Raw genomic sequence first — 21,029 nt, 5'->3', positions numbered from 1 at the left:
AGTTATGAAACAATTCAATATTATAATACTTTCTCTTTTTAGTGCTTTTGTAGCCATGCCTGTTCTTGCACAGGATGACGACACTGACAGTGAAGAGATAAAGGTGGTGAAGAAGGAAAAGAAGGCTGTTTTGCCTACTTATCCTACAAAGGAAATCAAGGGTATCTGTGTGGATGCTGCTACGAAGGCTCCCCTGTCAGGTATCATGATTCAGGCTCTCGGTCATGCTAATTATACGGCAATGACAGAGGATAATGGTGAGTTCGTTATTAAAGTGCCAGTTTTCGCAACTGCTCTTTATGTTCACACTCCCCAGTACCTGAGTCAGCAGGTGGCTATTGGCAATGATGGCAAGCAGCTGCGCATTGAGATGCTGGCAGATAAGTTCCGTCCAATGTATACTACGCAAACGGACATCACTGCTTCTAACACACAGAGCATCACGAATACAACCTCTCAGACCATCGACACTGATATCGAAGGACTGATGGGTGCTGATGTTCGTGCTATCACTCGTTCGGGTGGCCCTGGCTATGGTGCCGCTATGTTTATTCGTGGTTTGAACTCGCTGACTGCGAATGCTCAGCCGCTGATCGTTATCGATGGCGTGGTGCAGGATATGCAGCAGACTCGTTCTACTTTGCATGACGGCGACTATGCCAACCTGTTGCTGAACATCAATCCTGAGGATATTGATAAGGTGACTGTGCTGAAGAATGCTACGGCTCTCTACGGTGCCAGAGGCGGCAATGGTGTTATCTTGATTGAAACCAAGCGCGGCCACTCTATGGCTACTCGTATTGATGCAAACATTGGCGTGGGCGTTTCTTTGCAGCCTCGTCTGCCAAAGGTGATGAACGCTTCTGACTATCGTATCTATGCATCTGAGATGTTGGGAACGTATCCCACAATCTCTCAGTTTAAGGAGGCTGATGCTTTCAAGTTCTTGGTCGATGATCCCTCAAAGTACTACTATGCCATGTATCACAATGATACGGACTGGTCGAAGGAGGTATATCGTACAGCCATGACACAGAACTATAATATCAATGTGCAGGGTGGTGATAACATTGGTATGTATAACCTGTCTTTGGGTTATACCGATGGTCAGAGCACTGCTAAGGAGAATGGCTTTAACCGCCTGAATGTACGTTTCAATACGGATATCAACATCATCAACCACCTGTCTACACGTTTTGATATGTCGTATACAAAGGTGAACCGTGATGTGTTTGATAACGGTGCACCAGAGGACTTTACTACTGGTCCTGTATCTTCACCCACTTTCTTGGCACTGATTAAGTCGCCTTTCCTGAATCCTTATACATTTAATAATGTGACACATCGTTTCTCGTCAACGCTTTCTAATGCTGATGACTTTCTGACGATGCTTGATCAGGATTTGAGTCTGGGTAACCCCACGGCTATCTTGGATAATGGTAATGGTATCAACAAGAACCGTTTTGAGTCTACTCACTTCAATGCTGTTATTGCTCCGCGTTATGAGATTAATCGTTATCTCACACTGACTGAGACCTTCAGCTATACTCTGGATCGTATCTCGCAGCGTTATTATCGCCCAGCGGGTGGTATGCCTACTTTCCTGATTGATGGTATCGGTCGTGTTCAGAACATGGCAATGTCAATGTTCTCTAAGGAGACGAGCATCAGTAGCGACACTCGCTTGCAGTTCGAAAAGCAGTTTGGTGCACACTATCTGAATACTTTCGTTGGTGCTCGCTTGCTGTCATTCGCATTCGATAATAACCAGCCTGAGGGTCAGTATAAGAGTGCTGCTAACGACCAGACGCCTAACATCAGTACAAACATGGACTTCTATGATGCTATAGGTGCTAACGATGAATGGCGTAGTTTGACATGGTATGCCAATGCGGACTATAACTATCGTAATCGCTATTATGTTCAGGCTTCACTGAGTCTGGAAGGAAATAGCCGATTTGGTAAGAAGGCTGAAGGCATTAAGTTTGGTGGCGTGAAGTGGGGCGTGTTCCCCAGTGTTCAGTTGGGTTGGGCCGTTACTAACGAGTCATGGTTCCCCAAGAATGAGTTTGTTAACTATTTGTTGGTGCGTGCAGGTTGGGACCTGAGTGGTAACGACGATATCAGTAACTATGCTGCTCGTACCTCTTTTGGTGTTAGCAAGTACTTGTGGAAGTCTACTGCTGCCCAGCTTGATAATATTGGTAACGAGGAAATCTCTTGGGAACAGACTCGTAAATTGAACATTGGCTTCAAGGCTTATTTCCTGAACAACCGTATAGGTGTTGACTTCGACTATTATCATCATCGTACTAGCAATCTGTTGACTCTGAAGGAGTTTGAAAATCCTGTGGCAGGTATTCTTAACTACTGGAGTAATGGCGGTTCGCTGACTAACACTGGTTTTGAATTGACACTGACTGGTAAGCCTATTGTTTCGAAGGATTTGCAGTTGGAACTGGGTGCTTCTATGGGACATTATGTAAATAAGGTGAAGTCATTGCCCAATGATGATCTGATTTATGTGGATGGTGTAAAGTCTGCCCAGGGCTACACTTCTTCAATCTATGGCACAGATAATGTTGCTACTATCGTTGGTCAGTCTCTTGGTGTGTTCTACGGTTATCGTACCAATGGCGTGTTTAGCACCGATGCTGCTGCTCGCGTGGGTAAGGTGACAGCCGAGAATCCTGAGGGATATCTCTATATGAAGGATGCTACTGGTGCAAATCAGTATTTCAAGGCTGGTGATGTTTATTTCCAGGACCTCAACAACGATGGTGAGATCTCTGAGGCTGATAAGACAATCATTGGTAACCCCAATCCTGACATCTACGGTAATATCTTTGCTAACGTTAGTTGGAAGAACTTCACTCTCTATATGGGCTTCAATTATTCTGTTGGCAACGATGTGTTCAACTATCAGCGTAGTATCCTTGAGGGTGGTAACAACTTCTACAACCAGTCTACGACTATGACCAACCGCTGGCGTGCTGAAGGTCAGCAGACCGATGTTCCTCGCATCAGCTATGGTGACCCCATGGGTAACAGTCGCTTCAGCGATCGTTGGATTGAGGATGGTTCTTACTTGCGTCTGAAGACTCTCCGTCTGAGCTATAAGGTTCCCGTTGCTTCTGACTGGTTGCAGGGTCTCTCTGTATGGGCAGAGGCAAACAATCTCCTGACCTTTACTCATTATCTGGGTAGTGATCCTGAGTTCTCTGTTAATAACTCAGTGTTGTATCAGGGTATTGATGCCGGTAATGTGGCCATGGGACGTGCATTCACTGTCGGTATGAGGATTAACCTGTAATATTGAAAGATTAATGAATAAAAAGACTAAAGTTATGAGACGTTTAAGTATTATCATATTTTCATTATTTAATATTTTGATTTTCACAGGTTGTGAGGATTTCTTCGAGACTGACTCTGACCGCCAGATCTTTGATCCGGCTTTGGGCGAGAAAACCGACTCAATGTTCTATACGCTTGGCATCATGAAAGGCCTTCAGCAGGTGGCCGATCAGTATGTGATGACGGGCGAGATGCGTGGCGACCTTGTTGCAACCAACATCTACACAGAGACGGATTTGCGCGAGTTGGCCGACTTCTCTGCTGGAACCTCGAACAAGTTCAATCAGGCTTACCTGTATTACAATGTGATTAACAACTGTAACTATTATATCGCTCATCGCGATACCATGCTTCTCACTGGTAGCCGTAAGGTTGCTATTCCTGAGTATGTTGAGGCATTGGCTGTGCGTGCATGGGCTTATATGCAGTTGGCAAAGACCTATGGAAAGGTTCCTTTCTATACCGATCCTATCGTAAGTATTGATGAGGCTAATCGTGAGTTGCCTTCTCTGGATCTTGAGGCTATCCGTGATTCTCTTGCTCCCCAGATGATTAGATATAGTGGTACTGTGGTGCCCAACTATGGTAACATCTCTGCAGGCGTATTGAATGGCGAGGGCTCTTCTGAGGAGAAGACAGTGCAGTCATCAAAGATTATGCTGCCTATTGACGCTGTGTTGGGCGACCTCTATCTGGAGACCAACGAGTATGAAGAGGCTGCCAAGTATTATTTCAACTATATCAAGACTAATAAGTTGGTGGCTCATCAGGCATATATCAGTCCTTATAGTTTCTCAACCTTGTTGATGGATAAACTCACTGACGAGATGGATTACTATGTTAATAGTGATGACTCAAGATATTTCTCATGGAGTTCTATCTTCAGTACTTCGGATCCACAGGATATTGTTACTTATATTCCCTTGGCATCTAACAGACTTCGTGGTGTCGTCACTGAGTTGCCTCGCTTCTTTGGTTTCGACTTCTATAGCACCACCTCTGGAACATCTTCAAACGACCGCTATCTGGTAGAGCGTCAAATCGATGCTTCTTCTGCTTACTTAAACCTGAGCAAGAGTCAGAGTTGGTATTATGTTCCTGCCAATACTGTTGGAACAGGTACTACTATCGTGAAGTCGGCCGATTTGGGTGATTTGCGTCGTTTCGTTACAATGAAGCAGATTACCAAGGAGGACTCTACCTTCTCAGTGATGACAAAGTTCTTCAGTGCCAACGTGCCCATCTATCGTACGGCAACCATCTACCTCCGCCTGGCAGAGGCTATGAACCGTATGGGACAGCCTGAGGCAGCCTTCGCAATCTTGAAGGATGGTATCAATTCGTCTTCTTCTACGAACTATGATTACTTCCACCCTGTGGACAGCACACCTGGCAGTCGTATGAGCACGCTTGAGTTCCTGACCACAAAGGTTCCTTTCTTGTCAGTTGAGAATAGCGCACTCTTTGAATACAACTGGGGTATTCATGCTCGTGGCACGAACTATACCATGGGTTCTTTCTCTCCCTATCAGTTGGATACCCTCGTATCAATGAAGATGGATGAGCTGAAGACTCTTTATGGTATCGTTCCCACAGGAACCCTCAATGATACCATCAATGCTGTCGAGGATCTGATTTGCGATGAGATGGCTCTTGAGCTGGCATTCGAGGGTAATCGTTTTGGCGATCTGACTCGTTTCGCTCGTCATAAGAACAAGCAGGGTCTTTATAGCGCTAACTTCGGTTCGTTGTGGCTGGCTCGTAAACTGGCCTACAAGAACCCCAGCAAGTCGCTTGCTGACGAGAGGAACTGGTATCTCCCTTTGAAATAAATTGAGATAAGATGAATATTAAAAGAACTATTCTTAGCATAGTGGCACTGACTTACATCAGTGCCACTTATGCTCAAACAGGTAAGGAATGGGACGATCCCAAGATTACCAGTGTGAACCGAGAGGTGGCCCACACCATGGCATTGCCAATGGCCAGTGAGACCGATGTGACCAAGAACGATCGCACCTTGTCGCCCTTCTATCAGTCGCTTGATGGCGTCTGGAAGTTCAATTGGGTGAACACCCCGTCGAAAGCCACGTCAGCCATGTGTGCCACAGACTATAACGATGCCTCTTGGACCGATATCGACGTGCCCAGTAGCTGGCAGGTATGGGGACTGCATCATAACAAATCCTGGGATAAGCCCCTTTATTGCAATGTGGCTTATCCCTTCTCGTTCAATGAGTCCACCTACAGCGTGATGGCTGATCGCCCCAGTTGGTTTACGTACAATGCCAATATGCCCAACCCCGTGGGCACATATCGCCGTCATTTCAATGTCTCGGCCGATATGCTGGCAGGCCACAATGTCTATGTGCGTTTCCACGGTGTGGGTCACGGCTTCTATCTGTGGATTAATGGTCAGCGCATAGGCTATAGCGAGGACTCGTATGTGCCTGCTGAGTTTGATATTACAAACTATCTGACAGAGGGTGACAATGTGATGGCTCTGCAGGTGTACCGCTTCACCAGTGGTTCTTTCCTTGAGTGTCAGGATTATTGGCGCCTGACGGGTATTCAGCGTCATTGCTTCTTGTGGGCAGCTCCCAAGGCGCAGATACGCGATTACTTCTTTACCACTGATCTTGACAACCAATATGTGAATGCGAAGGCCAATGTGAAGGTTAAGGTGGCTGGCGATTTGTCTAATGGCTCGGTTGAGGCTAAAATCCTGGATGGCGCTACTGTTATTGCCTCACAGACCTCAGCCTTCACCTCTCAACCCTCAGAGCTTAGTCTTGATATGGACGTTACTGCTCCTCGTTTGTGGAGTGCCGAGACGCCTAATCTCTATGATCTTGTCTTGACGTTGAAGGATGCTAACGGACAGGTGAAGGACATCCGTGGTGGCAAGGTCGGTTTCCGTGAGGTGGGTATCCGTAGTGATGGTGCTTTGATTATCAATGGCAAACGTATGGTTTTCCATGGTGTCAACCGTCATGACTTCTCACCTGAGAATGGTCGTGCCATCACCGATGCTGAGATAGAGGAGGATATTAAGACCATGAAGCGCCTCAATATCAATGCCGTGCGTACTAGTCATTATCCCAATGATCCTATCTTCTATGATCTTTGCGATAAGTACGGCCTCTACGTCTTGGCTGAGGCCGATGTGGAGTGCCATGCCCACCAGAAGCTGTCTTCTCTCGAACTTTTCCGTCCAGCAATGGTCGAGCGTTCTGAGAACCACGTACGTTGGATGCGCAATCATCCCTGTATTTTTATCTGGTCTTTTGGTAACGAGAGTGGGGGTGGCGAGAACTTCAAGTATGTTGCTCAAGCCATCAAGGCACTCGACAAGACCCGCCTGACTCACTACGAAGGCAATAGTGACTATGCCGATGTTTCTTCTACCATGTATGGCAGTTACGAGACAATTCTGAACATTGGCTCTTCACGTCAGGGAAAAACTGGTCAGAAACCTCATATCCAGTGTGAGAACTCGCATTCTATGGGTAATTCCATGGGCAATGTGCGCGACATGTTCGATCTCTATGAGAAGTATCCCTGTCTCACTGGTGAATTTATATGGGACTTCAAAGATCAGGGTCTGCTTACCAAGACCAGCACAGGTACTGCATTTTGGGCTTATGGTGGCGACTTTGGCGACAATCCTAATGACGGAAACTTCTGTATTAATGGCTTGGTGCGTCCTGACTGGAGTCTGACGGCCAAGTCGTATAACACAAAGAAGGTCTATCAGCCATTAGAGTTCAAGGTTATCAAGGGTAAGACCAACCAGTTCCGCGTTAAGAACAAGATGGCCTTCCTTCCCAGTACCACATATGATGTACGCTATGTTGTGGAGGACGAGGAAGGTCAGGTGCTTGCCAATGGTACCATTGACCAAGAGGTAGCTGCCAATGACAGCACCGTCGTAACCATCGACCTCTCTTCTTTGTCGTCAGTTGATAAAACCAAGGAGGCCTTTATCCGCTTTACTGCCACACAAAAGGAGAATACCCTTTGGGCTGATGCCGGTTATGTGGTAGCCGAGGAGAAACTTCCTGTACAGACAGCGCAAAAGCCCATGTACGATGTCAACAAGTTGACTGAGAATGAAGCTCTGACGGTTAGCAACACCTCTTCGACTGTCACCGTTTCCAACAGCCATTTCAAGGCCGTATTCTCAAAGTCGCAAGGCACACTCTCAAGTTATACCTATGACAATGTGCAGCTCATCAGTAAGCCTTTGCTGCTGAATACTTTCCGTCTGCCCACCGATAACGATGGACGCCAGAGTGGAACCTGGGACAATATGGGTCTGCGTAAGCTCACCGTTAAGGGCATCGATACAGATGTTAAGACGGCAGAGGACGAGAAGACTGTCACTATCTCGATGAACAGCACCCATACGGGTAAGAACGGTACATCGTTCGATGTAAATCTCAACTTTATTGTTTGTGCCGATGGTAACATCATGGTCAACTCTTTCATTCGACCCTCTGTCACAGGTACCATTATTCCCAAGATAGGTTTCCGTTTGGAGATGCCAGCCGCCTTTGAGCAGCTGCAGTGGTTTGGTCGTGGACCATGGGACAACTATCGCGATCGCAAGGAGGCATGCTTGCCTGGAATCTACACCAGTACGGTGACCGATCAGCGTGAGGATTATATTAAGCCTCAGGAGCATGGCACCAAGCAGGAGGTTCGCTGGATGGCACTTGCCAATACCGATGGCCAAGGACTCGTTTTCGTTGCTCCTGATCAGATGGCAGCTTCTGCGGTACACTTCCGTGCCGAGGATAACTATACCGATGGCAACAACCGCTCAAAACACACCTATCAGTTCAAGACCTGCCAGACGGCAGTTGTCTCGCTCGATGCCGCCACCCGCGGCTTGGGTAACGCTTCTTGCGGTCCTGATGTGCGCGATATGTACGAGTTGAAAGCTGCTAATACACCTTTCCGCTTTTTCATCATGCCTCTTGTTCCTGGTGTGAAGGCTGCTGACGTGTCACGCGTAGAGATGCCCGTATGCCAGCCTGTTAGTTGCGAGCGTCAGAGTAATGGTCGCATCAAGATGACCACGTCGACCAAGAACGCCACAATCTGGTATAGTATTGATGGTGGTGAATATCAGAAGTACACTTCCGTTGTGAATAATAACGATGGCTGTACCATCAAGACCTACTGTACAGCCGATGGTTTACTGGACAGTCCTGTGATGACCTATAAGTTCGACCTCTTTATCAATAAGACGGGTTGGAAGCTGGTTAGCGCCGATAGCTATCAGGGCGGCAACGAGCCCAAGTATGCTTTTGATGGAAAGAACGACACCTTCTGGCACACCGCATGGGGCGCTAACGAGCCCCAGTGCCCACATACGTTGATTGTCGATATGACCAACACCTATAAGGTAACGGCCTTTACCTATCTGGCTCGCCAGGATGGTAATCAGAACGGTATGGTGAAGGCCTATGAGGTTTATCTGAGTACCGATGGTAAGACATGGGGCAATGCAGTGGCTACAGGAGAGTTCAAGAATACTACATCTCTGCAGGTGGCTAAGTTGAAGACTCCTAAGGTGGCTCGCTACCTGAAGTTCGTGGCCAAGAGTGAGATTAATGGTAATGCTTGGACATCAGCTGCCGAGATTGGCATTCAGGCTGAGGCCGACGTCACTGCTATCCAGTCTACGGAGACTAGCTATGTCCCTCGTTCGCAGGGTTACTATGATCTTCATGGTCGCCGTGTGAAACATCCTACAAAAGGAATCTATCTGTCGCAAGGCAAGAAGGTGATTCTTTGATAATAAAAAAAGAGGAGATGCTCAATTGAGTATCTCCTCTTTTTTATGTGCGCCTGACAGGACTCGAACCTGCACTTCGCGAGAAACTAGATCCTAAGTCTAGCGCGTCTACCAATTCCGCCACAGGCGCAACTTTTTCTGATGTCGCAGGAATTGCGGGTGCAAAAGTACTAATTTTTGGCGAGATTGCCAAATTATTCCCTAAAAAATAATTTTCTGTTGAAGTTTCTTTGTTGTTTTCGAATTAATTGCTATCTTTGCAAATAATAAAGTCTAATAATCTATTAACCTATGTATTACCAAGATAAACAATTCAAGTTGTCGATACTTGCGGATGTACTGTTCTGCAGTATTGTAATCATGAGCATTAATCTCGTCTCTTGCGATAAGGCGGAAGCCAAGACTGACGATGTGCAGCAGGTGGAAAGTGTTGAACTTATTCGCACCTCTCAGAGTTGGGATGGGGTAGAGTTGCCCGACTATTTTGAGGGGCGTCCTGAACTCGTTGCCGTGAAGTATGTCTTTCCGGTTGGTCAGAAGTTAGGATGGCACCACCATGTAGCCATGAACTATGGTGTTCTGGTTCAGGGAGAACTGACAATCATTGGCCAGGATGGCAAGACGAAGGTTGTTCATGAGGGTGAGGCTGTCGTCGAGATGGTTGGTACCATTCATCATGGTGAGAATCGTGGCACCAAGCCCGTCATCCTCTATATGTTCTACCTCTCTCAGAAAGACCTGCCCCTTGCAGTGCAGCATCCTGACATTCCTCTTGAGTAAAGGCTGAAAGTTAGTCTGAGTCTATCGCGACTCCGTCATCTTCATCACATCTTCCAGTGTGAACTTGCCTGAGAAGACGAGGATCGTCAGTTCATCGTCATCATCAACCTGCATGATGACGGCCGACTGCTGTTTGCCTATATGATGATAGATGTTGACCTTGCTGTCGTCCTCATTCACCTGCATCATCAGCTCGTACTTGTCCTTTGCAATGATGTTCTTAACGTCGTTTTTCATCTTGGCCTGTGCTCCTCTGCTCTCACAACTGATAATCTGTATGCCAGTCAGTTTGTTCGATAGTGATTTGACGTCGACACCAGGTACAGACAAGGCTGAGTTCTTGCCTGCCAATCCTAGCATGTATTTTGAGATGAACACGTAGGTCACGTTCTTCATATCGGCATATTTCTCAAATGCTTTAACCTGCGCATTGGCGTTAAGGCTGCACATGGCGACCACCGTGCAAAGGAGAAATTTGATAAATGTTTGTTTCATATTATTTCAATACCTTTAATTGTTCGTTTAATGTCTTTTCTGTCTTGTCGCCCAAGGCCTTTGCCTTTTCCAAGTGTCCCATGCCTTTGTTCAGGTTTACTGCCAGTAAGGTGAGGGCGCGTTCAGCCTCCTGTTTTGCCAGTAGTGGGTCTTGGTAAGTGTCCTGTTCGGCCAGATTCACATATTGTTCCTGACTCAGCAGATGATATCCCACACCAAAGACGAGGGCGACACTGGCTGCAACAGCTGTATAGCGCAGAGTTCTGGGCAGAAGTGTACGGTGCTGGGCCTTCTGCTGCTTCTCTTCCTTCTCCCATTCGTCAATTTTGGCCGAGAGACGCTCTTCCAGTCCTTCTGGAATAGGTATCTGTTCTAACGCTTTGTAATCTAATTCGTCCATGTCTTCGTGATATTATTAAATTGTTGTTTCAACTTCTTTTTCGTTCGCATCACGATGATGCGGATATTACCTTGTGAGAGTCCAGTGTCCTGTTCTATCTCTTCGTAGGAGAGATTGTCCACCACGTGCATCCGGATGATCTTAGCATCCCTTCCTGGCAGTTCGTTGATGAGTCCCTCCATCTTCTGTGCCTCGTCTTTGGCGTCTATCTGATGATCCAGACTACGTTCGTCGGGGGGCGATGCTTCCTCTTTCAGTTCTGCCGACGTGTCTAGGCGTTTCAAACGATGCTGGTCAACGAACAGGTGTCGTATCATCGTCACGAGATAAGCCTCCTTCATCGCCTCATCGGGCAATTCGTCACGCTTCTGCCATAGCTTCAGGTATAGGTCCTGAAGCAGGTCTTCGGCGTCCTGTGCGTTGCTTGTCAGGTGATAAGCCACCCTGTAGAGCAACTTATAGTGAGGCATAAACCGCTGCTTAAACTCTCGTGCGTCCATTCGTTATTCCTGCTCTTTATCGTTGTCGAGAGAAAAACTACTACTTTCCATCAACTTCATCCAGATATCCTTGTCAATCTTAGTGTCAATATGCGATAGTACCACCGTATTCCATATGTTAACGTTGGATATTTCAACGCGTAGCAGTAGGTCACTAACTATTTCGTCATCCGTCTTACCGTAGCATTGAAATTTGATACTCGGGTTCAGAGCAAAAGAGAACATCTGTTTAATGATGTTATTAGCATCTTCCGAAGTTTCCGAGTCTTTCAAACCCTCTTCCAAACTGATATTACGGGTAGTCTCGAAAATTAGTTCGTGGTTCTTTAGTGCCTTGATGTCTTTGTCTACTTGTGCTAGTAACTCTTCACTGACATTCTGAATCTGCACCTGTTCGCTCTTCTTGAAGTATTTCTTCAACTTGGCGATTTCTTCGACAGACAGAATGGAATCCTCCTTATCAAGATCCTTCAGGCTCTGATCTGTTGTATTCTCGTATACAGCACCAGGCATCGCCTTGTATTTCTCAATCAACTTTGCTGGTGTCTGTCCGAAGGCATAGCCTACGCAGATCAGCATGGTTAAGGACAGTAATAACTGTTTCATGTTGTTATGAGTTTGATTAGTTGTTAACCTCTATGTTCGCATTCATGCCTTGTTCCATCATTTTCTTGAGGTCGAAGGTTCCGTCGATAACCACCAGATGGGCCTCGTCATCTTCTATAGCCAGAACGACATTGGTTGAACGCTCTCCCTGCTTTGTAAGATAGATCTTGACAATCTCACCGTCATCACCTTTTGTATCAATGAGCGTCTCCCATTTCTTGTTTTTCAGCAACTTCAAGGTTGCCTTCGTGAAAGCTTTAATGCTACTCTTCTCTTCGCACGAGAAAACCTTCACATCGTCAAACTGGTCAAGGAACTTTGCATCATCACTACCACCCAGGTTGACAACTTCTCCTAACTGCAGGCCTTGGCCACTCTTTGCGGCAAGGCCGATCATCTCCTTGTTAACATGCTGGAGCTCCACGCCTTTTATCTTTGCCAACTTGTCGAAGTCTTTGCACTGGGCATTGATGTTGACACAAGCGAATACTAATGCGGCACAAATGGCCAGTTTTTTCAAAGCCTGCATGGGGCTGATTGTTTCAGTTAAATACTTCATCATTTTTTGTTTTTATTATTATTTGTTGTTTCTTTTATTCTCAAAAGTGTCATCGATGAACGCTTCTATCTATACATACGAGTATTCTTTTGAGTTTGTTACAACAAGATGCATGTTTTTTTGAAAAAAGTTTTTTTTGCGCCACAAAGGTACGTTAAAACTAAGTATAAACCAAAGAAAATCAGACAATTCTTTGGCGTTTCAGTTTTAATTACTACCTTTGCAACTGCATTTACTTTTTCGAGTAAGGCCTATGGAGGTGCGCTTAGCCGCGCTTAATTGGGAACGTAGGTCCATGAAATGGATTGGGTGAGAATCCCCGACTGTCCCGCAGCTGTGAACTTCATTATGCCCTAAGGAACAAATGCCATTGTCCAATTGGATGAGAAGGCCTCTTGGGGTGGAGGAAAGTCAGAAGACCAGCCTTCATTAGAAATACTGCCGACTGCTCTCGATGTAAGGGCACGAGGCGATAATAACAAACGATATGACAAAACGTTGTGCGTTGCTTTTGCTGTGCATCCTTGCTTCATTTGTTGTTGCCCATTCGCAGCAACCCGCTAGTCTTGACTCTTTGCAAGAGATTAGCGAAGTGGAGGTGTATGGAAAACGACCACTTGCCACAGCACAGACCCTGCGTGGTGCCGATCTTCAGGCTCTGTCCACCACATCGGTGGCCGATGCCCTGAAGTATTTCTCTGGTGTGCAGATTAAGGACTATGGCGGACTGGGTGGCTTGAAGACCATCAATGTTCGCTCGATGGGTGCCCAGCATGTGGGTGTCTATGTGGATGGCATTTGCATCACCAATGCCCAGAATGGTACTGTAGACTTGGGTAAGTTCTCATTATCGTCGATGGAGAGCGTGTCGCTTTATAATGCCAATAAGTTGGACAACTGCCAGTCGGCCAGCGAGTATGCCTCTGGTGCCACGGTCTATCTGCGTACCCGTCGACCCATCAGCGATTCCTTGTCAGTACAGTTACGCCGTGCCTCCTTCTCAACCTATATGGTCAAAGCCAACGCCCAGTTTGCGTGGAGAGGGTGGAGTGGTTTCCTTGATGGCGAGTGGTGCGATTCTGAGGGAGACTATCCATTCCGCTATCACTCTGAGTATGAGGACACCGTGGGGCGTCGTGCCAACAGTGATATCCGCTATGGTCGCGTTGAGGGCGCCCTGTTCAAGGGTGGCTTTTCATCACATCTTTATTATTATGACTCAGAACGTGGTTGTCCTGGAGGCATCGTGCGCCGACTGAGTGACAAGTATATCAATGTGGGTCGTGAGTGGGACAGAGACTTCTTTGTGCAAGCCAGTTATCAGCAGGAGTTCTTGGACCATCATCGTGTGAAGGCCAATGCCAAATATACCAACGAGTATCTGCGCTATTGCACTGACTATCCTGAGAATCAAAACACTGCCCGCGTGGATAACCACTATCGACAGGAGGATGGCTATGGCGCTCTGTGCTATGGCTATATGCCTTGGACCTGGCTCTCGTTATCCACGAGTTATGATGTGCGTTATAGTAAATTGTGGGCCGACTTGAAACGCTTCAGTAGTGTGTTCCGTTTGGATCAAAAAGAGGTGGTGGCTGCGCAGATGAATCTCAAAGGTGTTCAGGCTGCCGTATCGATGCTTCATCAACATCTGCACGACTTCACCAATGTGCATGCAGGTGCTGCCGACCCTTTGGATCGCTGGACGCCAGCTGTGTCACTGGCCTATACCTTCAATCCAAGCAGTTCACAGAGTGAATTAACCCTTCGTGCTTGGTACAAGAAGATTTTCCGTGCTCCCACACTCAACGACCTTTATTATACGCAGGTGGGTAACCGCGACTTGCAGCCAGAATACACGAAACAGTGGAACATCGGGATGGAATACCATTGGAATAACAGGCAATGGGCATTGAATGTTCAGGCCGATGCCTATCAGAACAAGATAGAGAACCGTATCGTTTGTCTGCCCCTGAAAGGCACCTATACCTGGACAATGATGAACTATGGCTATACTTTCTGTCAAGGACTCAATGCCACCGCCTCTGGTCGCTATCAACTTCGTGATTGGCAATTGTCGTTGTTGGGCACACTGACCTGGCAGCGTGATGTGAATCGCACCGATCCTAATGATGAAGATACCTACGACAAGCCTATCTGCTATTCACCCCGCCTGTCGCACACCATCACTGCCATCGCTGCTTGGCGCCAGTTATCGCTTACGGTCAGCCATATGTATGTGGGCGAACGTATGTGGAGCTATGCCGACCCAGAGGATATCCTGAAGCCCTATCATAACATTGATGCAAAGCTCTCATATAGTACTACAATAGGAAAGACCTCTGTGGGAGCCTGCTTGGAAATCATCGATTTACTCGACGAACAGTATGAGCATATCCCTCGCTATCCGATGCCGGGGCGTAATTACAAATTGACATTGACATTTGGAATTTAATCATTCTGAGATGAAGAAATATATCCTTCTAACCCTGTCGTTTCTGCTGGTCATCGTTGTCGATGCCCAAGAGAAACTCATCCTGCTGAACGAAGGCATGTGGCAGGCCGACAACGGACGCGTTACCTATTTTGAAGACGACCATGTGGTGAGCAATCAGTGGTTTCGCGAAAAGAACGGCATGAAGATAGGCGACACTCCCAACGATATTATTCAGGTGAACGACACCCTCATCGCCATTGCTGTCAACTGGTCGAACATCGTGCAGTTCATTAGGCCTGATGGCACAGCTGTGGCAGCTACTGAGGATATTCCCAACAATCGCAAACTGTGCTCCGATGGGCAGTATGTCTATATCACCAGCTACGGACACGAGTGCGCCACGGTGGATGGCATGAAATACTTCGAAAAGGGGTATGTGGCCAAGATTGACGTGTCCACCTTCAAGGTCGTTGCTGCTACCGAGGTAGGCTACGAACCAGAAGGCATCGCCCTCTATGATGGCAGGCTTTTTGTGGCCAATACGGGTGGCTATGCCTTTGAAGAAGACCACGAATATGAAACCACAGTGAGCATTGTTAATGCCGCCACAATGGAACTGGAGAAGAATGTCGATGTAGAGCAAATTAACCTGTATGGCAAGATGCCGCAAAGTGGTCGCTACCTCTGCATCAACTCACCTGGCGACTACTATGAAATCCCTGCTGCCTGCATCATCTTCGATTGCGAAAAGGCCCTGCAGGGCGATGCAGATTGCTTTGTGAAGTTAGACTATGCCTCTACCTATAGTTGTACCACTCTCGATGGTAAGTTCTTGGCTATAGGTTCTCGTTTCTCATACTACACGAATGAGTACGAGTTCAATTATATCACGATTGATCCAGAGGAAGTGATGACTAGCTTGGGAGGTAGCGGCGTGGAAGAGACGTTGCCAGGCAATGTGTTGGACGACATTAAACAGATGGGTATGCCCTATGGCCTGTATGTCAATCCCTACACAGGTTATATCTACGGAACTGATGCTGGCTCGTTTGCTGCTGCAGGCCTGCTTTATCAATGGTCACCAGAAGGAGAACTGCTGGGCAAACATAAGGTTTATATTAATCCGGCCCACTTCCTGGCCCTTCAGCCCGATGAACAGTCCAATGGTATTGTACAAACTGTGAATCCCCAATCTCAAGTATCAATGCTGTTCAACATGCAAGGACAGCGCATCGCTGTTCCTCAGCATGGACGCCTGTACGTCAGAGATGGTAAGACATTCATTGCGAAATAGAATAAACAAACTTTTTTAATAATTACCAATTATGAAAAGACTATTACTAAGTATCATGGCATTAGTTATGTTTGTAGTAAACATTGCTAATGCAGCCAGCGTAAAGGTGGAGATGAACAGTACATCGCCCACCATGAGTCTGGCTGAGAAAACCACAGGCGATGCCGTTGACGTAGGCGAACCAAGTGGCAAGATCTATTCGTTCGATGTTGCTCCTGGTGTCTATGTGCTGACAGCCTATGGCACGAAGGACAACACTGTTAACGGTACCATTGAGCTCAATGTGACCGATGAGGCTGAACAGGAGTTCAAGGTGCTTACTAACACCATTTATGCCACCAACAAAGATTGGGTGGTTGACAATGACTACACCATCGAGGTGACTGTGAACACTCGTGAAGGAGTCAAGCAGACGATTACCATTGGTAACAGCATTACTGCCAATCGCAAGACGTTCCTGGCTTTGAATGGAAATAGTTATTATGCTGCCCTGATTCCCAGTGAAGCTCATCAGGCAGAGGACTACATGACGCTCTACAAGCAGGGTACGCTGACTGGAGGTATTAATATCTCTGGTGCTATTCCTCAGGGAGCCGACTATACCATCACAGTGCCCGCTGATGCCGAGTTCTTCTTGGGCATGAAGTTCAGTCATTTTATTGCCTTCACCAAGGTTGAACCAAAGGCTGTGGAAAACGAGGGCGGCAACAAGAAACTGACCTATCGCTTGGCTAATAGTCAGACATATAACTATCGTACATGGAAGAGTGGCGGACTGACACAGGCAGGCTATTTTACCATGAATCTGGACGAGACCAAACGTCCTGTGCTGGCCTTTACCGATGCCGACTACGAGGCCTTTGGCGCAAAAACCATCAAGCACGATGTGCATTGGAATGGTGGCTATGAAACAGGTGATATCTTTGTGAATATCAATGAGCGTGGTCACCTGAAGCTGAATGTGGGCGACACCTTTGATGCGCATGCCATGCGTTCATGGGAGTTGACCGACAACTCTACGAACAACTATTTCATGGAGCCCGACTTCCACTATACTGTAATCGGACTTGATGGTACTCCCAGCACCGATGTGATTGCTATCGAAGAGACTGCAGGCGATCCTTGGGCTACCATCAAGGCTGTAGGAAACGGCACGGCTATTGTGCTTGTGACCTATGATGCCATCGGACTGAACTACTATAGCAATACGACGAAGAACACCTATATGGGTGGTGAGTATTGGAGTGCCATCTGGCCAGAGAATACTGCAGCCTATGTGGTGACCGTGGGTGGTGGTGTTACAGCTATCGAGCCTAATATGGTGATCAATGAATCATACAATGAGGACACCAAGAAACTGGCCGGCAAATACGTTGATGCCGAGCACGATGTGTTCTACTATCTGGATACAGAAGAAGGCTTTGCCTATACCTTCAAACCTACTGGTGTAGAGAATGTAGAAATTGCCTATCCCACAATAGGCGAGCAGATGGCAACCTATACAGGCTTCGGAACGACAGGTGTAACCAAGAACGAAGACGGTTCTTACACCTTATTGTTGAAAGAAGGTCGTCAGATTGTTCGACTGACCGATATTGCTGGCAATTCTGTTTATCAGGTGCTGACTGCCAAGAAATGTCATCGCGACATTACTAATGTCACCCGTAATAACAGTACGACCTTCATTCCTGGTGACCAGGTGAAGATTCAATACTCTGGTCTGCGCCATCCTGCCAATAAGATGGCTGGTATCTATAATATGTCGGCCTATGTGACCTATAACGGCATCCCCAACGGCACTTCTCTGATTCTGGGTAGTGGTCAGTATACCTTTGGTTCTGTTCCTGCAGCTCAGGCCGTTACGGTGACCATTCCTGATGATGGTAGCGAAGCATTGCTGTTGAACGAGGGCGTAATCCAGGTGAACGGTTATGGCGATCCTATTGGAAACCATCGTAACACCAGTCGCCTGACGGGACGCTCGGCCAATTTCGCGGCTATTGCACACAAGACCTATTTTGGTGCTATTCCAGAGGTTCGTATTCCCATCAAGGAAGCCAAGCAGTTCATCATTCGTTTGCTGTGCGACCAGGAGGATGTCAACTATACTCTGACACGCAATGGCGTGGCTGTTGCTCTCAATGACGATGGAACTTATACAGGTACCTATGGTGACTATGCGCTGACAGCTTCGAAAGCAGGCTATCGCTGCTATCGCCATACCTATACCATTGCCGATGATGCTGAGGGTGAGCAGACCTTCAACGTAGCATTGACTGCTGCCGATGCTGCTACATGGGACGGAGCAACACAGACTGAGCCTGCTGTCGTAGAGGATGTTTATCAGATTGGCACAGGCGCAGAACTGGCTTGGTTTGCTAATCAGGTGAATGGCGGACAATATAAGACGAAAGCCGTGCTGACTGCTGATATCGACCTGGGCGACTATGCATGGACACCTATTGGTGGCACCACAACAGCCAAGGCTTATCAGGGCGCGTTTGATGGTAAGGGACATACCGTTAAGGGTCTCTATATCACCAATGCTACAGCAACCTATCAGGCCCTCTTTGCTTATCTGAAGGATGCTACTATCAGCAATGTGACTGTCGAGGGTGAGGTTTCTGCCAAACAGTATGTGGCTGGTATTGCGGCTAATATGGGTGCCAATTCAACTATCGACCGTTGTGTGAATAATGCCAAGATTACAGGTGCTTCTACTTATGTAGGTGGTATCACTGGTTATGCAGGCGTTCAGACGGCGAAGGTGACCAACAGTTATAATACTGGCAACATAACAGGTACTACCAACTGTGGCGGTGTTGCAGGTTCAAACAATGCTTCAGCTGTCATCGAGAATGTATTCAACGTGGGTGCTGTTGAAGGTACCACCGTTGGTGCTTGTGTGGGTGGAACCACGAAGAAGGATAATGTGAAGAATGCCTTCGCAACACAGGAATATGGCATTGTTACCAGTCAGACCACTGTTACTGATGAGCAGATGAAGTCGGGCTATGTGGCTCGCCTGCTGGGTGAGGCCTTTGGTCAGACCCTTGGCACTGATGCACATCCTGTTATCGATGGTCCAAAGGTGTTTATGGTGAAGTTCACCACTAGCCTCTCTGAGGACAGCGATTCAATTTATACCAACGGTGCTCTGCCTGAGTTCGAACCTGTCAATGGCCTCTATCCCACATGGCTGACACAGGAGAATGGCGAGGCTATCAGCGAGGTTACTTCCGATTCGACACTGTTCGTTAGTTATGCTCCTGTTGTTGTTGATGCGAAAGTAGCCGACTTTGAAGATATCGAACTGGCTGCTGAGAGTCATATGAGTGTGACTACTGCTGAGGACGACGAACGCACTGAGTTTACCAGTGGTACATACCAGTTCCATACTGGTTGCATGAGCGACTGGGACTACTGGTACTGGTTTGGCTATGCCAGCCATAGTGACAATACCTACGCTTCGCTCGATGACCAGTGGAAGAACGTCGTAGGTGGTGGCTATGCTGGTTCAAAGAACTATGGCGTGGCCTATGCTGCAGCCTTCAATGGTCCTTGCTATGTTGACGTGATGCATAACTCAACAGGTGATGTCGTTCCTGGCTTCTATATCACCAACTCAGCCTATGCCTACAACTCCCTGACGGGTGGCGACAGCTTTGCTAAGAAGTTTGGTAAGGGCGACTGGTTCAAGGTGACTATCACAGGTTATGACGCTAACAACGAAGTGACTGGCACGAAGGACTTCTATCTGGCCGACCTTCGTGACCCCAATAAGGCTTACATCATCAACGATTGGCGTTATGTCGACCTCTCTGGTCTGGGCAAGGTGAGCAAGCTCGGCTTCGAGCTTAGCAGCACTGACAATGGCGACTGGGGCATGAACACACCTGCTTACTTCTGTTTCGATAACTTTGGTGCCGAAGGCGAGGAGGTGCTGCCTGAGAAGAACGTAGAGTTCCCACTTGAGATGGCCGACTTCGAGAACCTCGAATTGGCAGCAGAGAGCCATATGAGTGTATCTACTGCTGAAGATGACGAACGCACAGAGTTTACAAGTGGCGACTTCCAGTTCTCTACTGGTTGCATGAGTGAGTGGGCTTCTTGGTGGTTCTTTGGCTATGCCAACAGCACTTCCACGAAGTACGAGAGTCTTGATGACCAGTGGAACAATATCGTGGGCGGTGGCTACGATGGCTCAAAGAACTATGGCGTAGGTTATGCTTCAGCCTACTATGGTCCTTGCAACATCACTGTTTTGAATCATGAGGGTGGCATTGTCGTTCCTGGCTTCTATATCACCAACTCTGCTTATGCCTATACCTCCATGCTCAATGGCGATGCCTATTCAAAGAAGTTCGGCAAGGACGACTGGTTCAAACTGACTATCAAGGGCTACGACGCTGAAGGTGCAGAGACTGGCACGAAGGAATATTATCTGGCCGACTTGCGTGATGAGGCTAAGGCTTATATCATCAACGACTGGCGCTATGTCGACCTTTCTGGTCTTGGCAAGGTGAGCAAGTTGAGCTTCGCACTTACCAGCACTGACAATGGCGACTGGGGTATGAACACACCTGCCTACTTCTGCTTCGACAACTTTGGAGCCGAGGGTGAAGAGGTGCTGCCTGAGAAGAATGTAGACATCACAACAGGTATCAGCGAATTCTCTGCTGCCAAGATGCAGAAGAACTATTACGACCTGAAGGGTGTGAACGCATCTGGCCTGCACAAGGGTGTGAATATCGTTCGCATGCCTGATGGCTCTGTTCGCAAAATCGTTGTGAAGTAA

General features: G+C 47.4%; 12 protein-coding genes, 1 tRNA gene and 1 riboswitch. Of the genes, 7 read left to right on the top strand and 6 right to left on the bottom strand.

What is annotated here, in order from left to right; genetic code table 11:
* Positions 1 to 4 precede the first annotated feature (4 nt).
* From M1D30_RS09605 to M1D30_RS09595, 3 genes are read left to right on the top strand one after another with little or no spacing between them, the layout of a single operon-like run.
* Positions 5 to 3,313 (top strand): SusC/RagA family TonB-linked outer membrane protein, encoded by a 3,309-nt coding sequence (locus M1D30_RS09605; protein ID WP_248503413.1) that lies wholly within the window; start codon positions 5 to 7, stop codon positions 3,311 to 3,313.
* Positions 3,314 to 3,347: 34 nt separating this feature from the next.
* Complete coding sequence (locus tag M1D30_RS09600) at positions 3,348 to 5,186, top strand: RagB/SusD family nutrient uptake outer membrane protein (RefSeq protein WP_248503407.1); 1,839 nt, start codon at positions 3,348 to 3,350, stop codon at positions 5,184 to 5,186.
* 11 nt (positions 5,187 to 5,197) lie between these two features.
* The gene (locus M1D30_RS09595) at positions 5,198 to 9,160 is read left to right on the top strand and encodes a glycoside hydrolase family 2 TIM barrel-domain containing protein (protein ID WP_248503399.1); all 3,963 of its coding nucleotides are present in this window, start codon (positions 5,198 to 5,200) and stop codon (positions 9,158 to 9,160) included.
* A 48-nt stretch (positions 9,161 to 9,208) separates the two neighbouring features.
* Here the strand turns inward: M1D30_RS09595 and M1D30_RS09590 are convergent.
* A tRNA-Leu gene (locus M1D30_RS09590) sits at positions 9,209 to 9,290 on the bottom strand.
* Between the two features lie 230 nt (positions 9,291 to 9,520).
* On the opposite strand from M1D30_RS09590, the gene M1D30_RS09585 reads away from it, so the two are divergent.
* On the top strand, positions 9,521 to 9,940 hold the full coding sequence (locus tag M1D30_RS09585; protein WP_248503397.1) for a cupin domain-containing protein: 420 nt from the start codon (positions 9,521 to 9,523) through the stop codon (positions 9,938 to 9,940).
* A gap of 21 nt (positions 9,941 to 9,961) precedes the next feature.
* Here M1D30_RS09585 and M1D30_RS09580 read toward each other — a convergent pair whose 3' ends face one another.
* The 5 genes from M1D30_RS09580 to M1D30_RS09560 are packed head-to-tail and all read right to left on the bottom strand — an operon-like array spanning position 9,962 to position 12,503.
* Positions 9,962 to 10,435, bottom strand: coding sequence for a DUF4252 domain-containing protein (locus M1D30_RS09580; protein WP_248503395.1), 474 nt, complete (start codon positions 10,433 to 10,435; stop codon positions 9,962 to 9,964).
* Between the two features lies 1 nt (position 10,436).
* Positions 10,437 to 10,835 (bottom strand): hypothetical protein, encoded by a 399-nt coding sequence (locus M1D30_RS09575; RefSeq protein WP_248503393.1) that lies wholly within the window; start codon positions 10,833 to 10,835, stop codon positions 10,437 to 10,439.
* The gene (locus M1D30_RS09570) at positions 10,823 to 11,335 is read right to left on the bottom strand and encodes an RNA polymerase sigma factor (protein ID WP_248503391.1); all 513 of its coding nucleotides are present in this window, start codon (positions 11,333 to 11,335) and stop codon (positions 10,823 to 10,825) included. Before M1D30_RS09570 ends, M1D30_RS09575 begins: the two co-directional genes overlap by 13 nt.
* Positions 11,336 to 11,338: 3 nt before the next feature.
* Positions 11,339 to 11,941, bottom strand: coding sequence for a hypothetical protein (locus M1D30_RS09565; RefSeq protein ID WP_248503389.1), 603 nt, complete (start codon positions 11,939 to 11,941; stop codon positions 11,339 to 11,341).
* 16 nt (positions 11,942 to 11,957) lie between these two features.
* Positions 11,958 to 12,503 carry a DUF4252 domain-containing protein gene (locus M1D30_RS09560; RefSeq protein ID WP_248503387.1) on the bottom strand — a complete coding sequence of 182 codons (546 nt, stop codon included), beginning with the start codon at positions 12,501 to 12,503 and terminating at the stop codon, positions 11,958 to 11,960.
* A gap of 237 nt (positions 12,504 to 12,740) precedes the next feature.
* Positions 12,741 to 12,943: riboswitch (cobalamin riboswitch) on the top strand.
* Positions 12,944 to 12,987: 44 nt separating this feature from the next.
* Between M1D30_RS09560 and M1D30_RS09555 the strand changes: the two genes are divergently transcribed.
* The 3 genes from M1D30_RS09555 to M1D30_RS09545 are packed head-to-tail and all read left to right on the top strand — an operon-like array spanning position 12,988 to position 21,029.
* The gene (locus tag M1D30_RS09555) at positions 12,988 to 14,955 is read left to right on the top strand and encodes a TonB-dependent receptor (protein WP_248503385.1); all 1,968 of its coding nucleotides are present in this window, start codon (positions 12,988 to 12,990) and stop codon (positions 14,953 to 14,955) included.
* A gap of 10 nt (positions 14,956 to 14,965) precedes the next feature.
* Complete coding sequence (locus tag M1D30_RS09550; RefSeq protein WP_248503383.1) at positions 14,966 to 16,231, top strand: YncE family protein; 1,266 nt, start codon at positions 14,966 to 14,968, stop codon at positions 16,229 to 16,231.
* A 31-nt stretch (positions 16,232 to 16,262) separates the two neighbouring features.
* Positions 16,263 to 21,029, top strand: coding sequence for a DUF4465 domain-containing protein (locus M1D30_RS09545; RefSeq protein WP_248503381.1), 4,767 nt, complete (start codon positions 16,263 to 16,265; stop codon positions 21,027 to 21,029).

The sequence above is a fragment of the Prevotella sp. E15-22 genome (assembly GCF_023204875.1).
Classification (GTDB): Bacteria; Bacteroidota; Bacteroidia; order Bacteroidales; family Bacteroidaceae; genus Prevotella.
This window is presented reverse-complemented; position numbering and strand designations above follow the sequence as displayed.